General features: G+C 26.0%; 3 protein-coding genes. 2 read left to right on the top strand and 1 reads right to left on the bottom strand.

Features of this window, described 5'->3' with window-relative positions; translation table 11 throughout:
- Window positions 1-82 precede the first annotated feature (82 nt).
- Window positions 83-1,804: an NAD(P)-binding protein gene (locus tag ACIQ56_RS16130; RefSeq protein WP_397602062.1), complete on the bottom strand. Its 1,722-nt coding sequence runs from the start codon at window positions 1,802-1,804 to the stop codon at window positions 83-85.
- Between the two features lie 342 nt (window positions 1,805-2,146).
- Between ACIQ56_RS16130 and ACIQ56_RS16135 the strand changes: the two genes are divergently transcribed.
- Window positions 2,147-2,686, top strand: coding sequence for a hypothetical protein (locus tag ACIQ56_RS16135; protein ID WP_397602063.1), 540 nt, complete (start codon window positions 2,147-2,149; stop codon window positions 2,684-2,686).
- A gap of 109 nt (window positions 2,687-2,795) precedes the next feature.
- A complete protein-coding gene (locus ACIQ56_RS16140; RefSeq protein WP_397602064.1) occupies window positions 2,796-2,987 on the top strand; it encodes a hypothetical protein in 192 nt (63 codons plus the stop codon).
- Window positions 2,988-3,099: the final 112 nt, after the last annotated feature.

The raw sequence follows: 3,099 nt of genomic DNA on the forward strand, positions 1-3,099 counted from the left end.
TCCTTTGTTACTTTTTTTTAAGCAACAATTAACTAACAAATTGGAGCTATTTCTTCAATCTTCACAATATCTTTCTCAACTCTTAACTGGCATTAAAAGTATAAGAATAACCGTGTGACCAACGGTTTATTGTTATGCCTAATATATCTTTTTTATGATTAAATCCCGCTGGCCCTAACATTCTTTGCAATTGATTTCGAATATCTTTTTCTAATTCAGAGAATGGAGTAGATAATAACTTATAACGCCCAATTCTTGATTTACTTCTCGCATCTAAATTTGGATCTAACACAGTTGGGACATGAACCATATGAACACAAATAGGTTCATTTGGATTTTGTGAGTGTTTATAGTTTCCTATATTAACAGGATAATCTAATTTAACTCTTGAATAAGGCATTTTTGGTACATATATTTCATGCACACCTAACTTAACAAATGAATTCCAATTTTTAATAATAACTTTGCTATAGACAATGCAGGCTTTTACATTTGCTGAAAGTGATTTTTGCTGTTCTTTTGGCATATCATTTAAAATATGAGGAATCATCATATTATAACCTGCCATGACTGTGCGTTTTGCTTTTACTTTATGAAGCTTTCTCTTTTTATCTAAGTAACCAATATGAACATTGCCAAAAGGATCTGTAACATTAACAACAGTACTATTTAGTCTTATTTTCACTAAATTATTTGGAATATCTAACTTAGAATAATCAAATTTAGAAAGCACAATATCTTTCATTGAAATACCATTTGTTACGGCTGGGATCATTTTTCTAACTAAAAGTCTTGCAATAGAAGCATTTCCATCTGGAAAATGATAAATATAAGGGTCTTCAAACTCCGCTTTTCCTGGTCCTGCAAGAGGCGGTAAACTAAGACCATCTAATCCAGGTAATCCAAGCGTTCTTGCTTCTAAAGCAGAAATGCCTTCAATTCCATTTGCAAAAAAATCATTACTTTTGGATTGAAAATAATGAATAGCTTTTTCGCTTAACTTAACATTTTGAATTAAATAATTTCTATAACTTGTCTTTGACAAATATTCGATACATTCTTTCACATTTTTTTCTGGTAAATAATTAATTCTATTTTCATATAATGAAATTAAGCATTCTTTATCAAAATTTGAAAGTGGAAATTCACTTATAAATTTTTTATATTTTTTCGCATTTAAATCTTTTGGATCAATATCATCAGCAACCACTCTTCCTGGATCTCCAGAAACCATTTTATCTTGTCCAAATGTTTCTTTATCAAAAAAAACACCTCTACTTAAACCCATTTTAGAATAAAAATTTTTATTAAAACATCGACCAAGCTCATCTATATCTATAGAAATATCTTTTAATAAAGATAATGCCACTTTACTATATAAACTTTTTGGCGATTGTAATGATTCTGTTCCACCATAAGTTAAAATTAGCTTTCCATTAATATTAAATTCATTTCTTTTAGCATGACCTCCAAAGTCGTCATGATTATCTAAAATTAAAATTTTAGATTTTAAGCCAAACTTTAATTGATAAAATCTTGCTGCTGACAGACCGCTAATACCAGCACCAACAACGACGAGATCATATGTTTCTTCCGTTGGTAGATCTTGAATAGAATATTTAAAACCATCCCTACCTAACTTGTGAGCATTCTCAAATGAACCCGGATAATTTCCTCTTAAACCAGTTAAAGAAGGTGGATAATAAATCGAATTTTCAGCCGCATTTAGGATATCAATAGGACTTAATCCAGCAACAACACCAATTGATACTCCATTAAGAAAATCACGTCTTGTAATGCTCATTTGGAATCCTTTCGTTTAAGTTAGCTATATATATTTATTAAAATTTATAGAGGCTGTCAAAATCATCAGTATATTTAAGAAGATAGGATTATGGTAAGTTTCTTTATTTTTAATTAAATTTAAACATATTATATAAATTAATTTATTTCTGAATTAGAATAAATATTAATTTTATTTTTATGTCTAAAATATTTATTCTAATTTTTTATTGATAATAATAGTAATTATCCATTTAAAATAAAACATTTATAACTATATTTTTTATTTATTTTAATTTATAAAAATTATTGCTGCAGTTTTTAAATTAAATTTTAGTCTATTTTACCAAAGGATGATTTATAAATGAAAAATATATTTACTAAATGTCTTTTTATTATATTATTTTTTTATCCATTAAAAATATATTCACAATTTATAGTATCAATTGTAAATAGGTCAGTTTCATCTTTGGATATTGTTCATCCAGAAGCAAATATTTTTGTCACAAATTTATTTAGAGGTTCAACACCATTAATTGAAATTAAAAATACCACTCATTTATTACTAGATGAATTTTTTAATATTCAAAATGATAGCTCATTTTATATTGATCAAAAAAAATATAAAATAAATATATTTTATTCTTCAATTAATGAATGCTCATGGATTCATACTTTTGGAATAATAAAAAAACCACATGGATTTGGTCTAACAGTTTACATAAATGACAAAGAAAGTGGAACGATTTGCGCAAATAAATATAGTATACTCGACTTTCAAGTAAATTCTATTTTAGAATTTTACAAAACAAATGAAAATAAAAAATTTCTAAAATTCTCAAATACAGGTTGGTGGGAAAATAATACAGTATACCCAACAAGTATTGATATTAAACTAGATTAAAAAATATTATAAAAATTCCTAAATAAATTTATTTGAATTTAAAAATTTATTCTATATATTATTTTATTTGTTAGCATTAAAATTCAAAATATTTATGAAAGGCATTTTTATGATTAAGAAATTTTATTCAAACTTCCCAAAAATAATACTTATACTTTCACCTTTAGTTGTTATTCATACAGTAGCAAATTCTTTAACTAAATCAGATGAAAATTCTATTAATAAAGTTATTGTAAGTTATATGAAGGGTTGGAATGAAAATAATGCGGATAAGTTTTCTGAATCCGTGTCCTCCCAATAAGTGATTTTTACAAAGCATAAATCCAGAATTAAATATCCTTTTGAGGAGGAGATTTAAATGGAGATGGAAAATAGACTTTTAAAATTGTCAGAGCAAGTTGCTTTTGAAAGAA

Source organism: Silvanigrella sp. (assembly GCF_044369315.1).
GTDB lineage: Bacteria > Bdellovibrionota_B > Oligoflexia > Silvanigrellales > Silvanigrellaceae > Silvanigrella.

Excerpts from the sequence above, each read along its gene's own strand:
- ACIQ56_RS16140 (WP_397602064.1), top strand. The coding sequence starts at position 2,796 with ATGATTAAGAAATTTTATTCAAACTTCCCAAAAATAATACTTATACTT.
- ACIQ56_RS16135 (WP_397602063.1), top strand. The coding sequence starts at position 2,147 with ATGAAAAATATATTTACTAAATGTCTTTTTATTATATTATTTTTTTAT.
- ACIQ56_RS16130 (WP_397602062.1), bottom strand. The coding sequence starts at position 1,804 with ATGAGCATTACAAGACGTGATTTTCTTAATGGAGTATCAATTGGTGTT.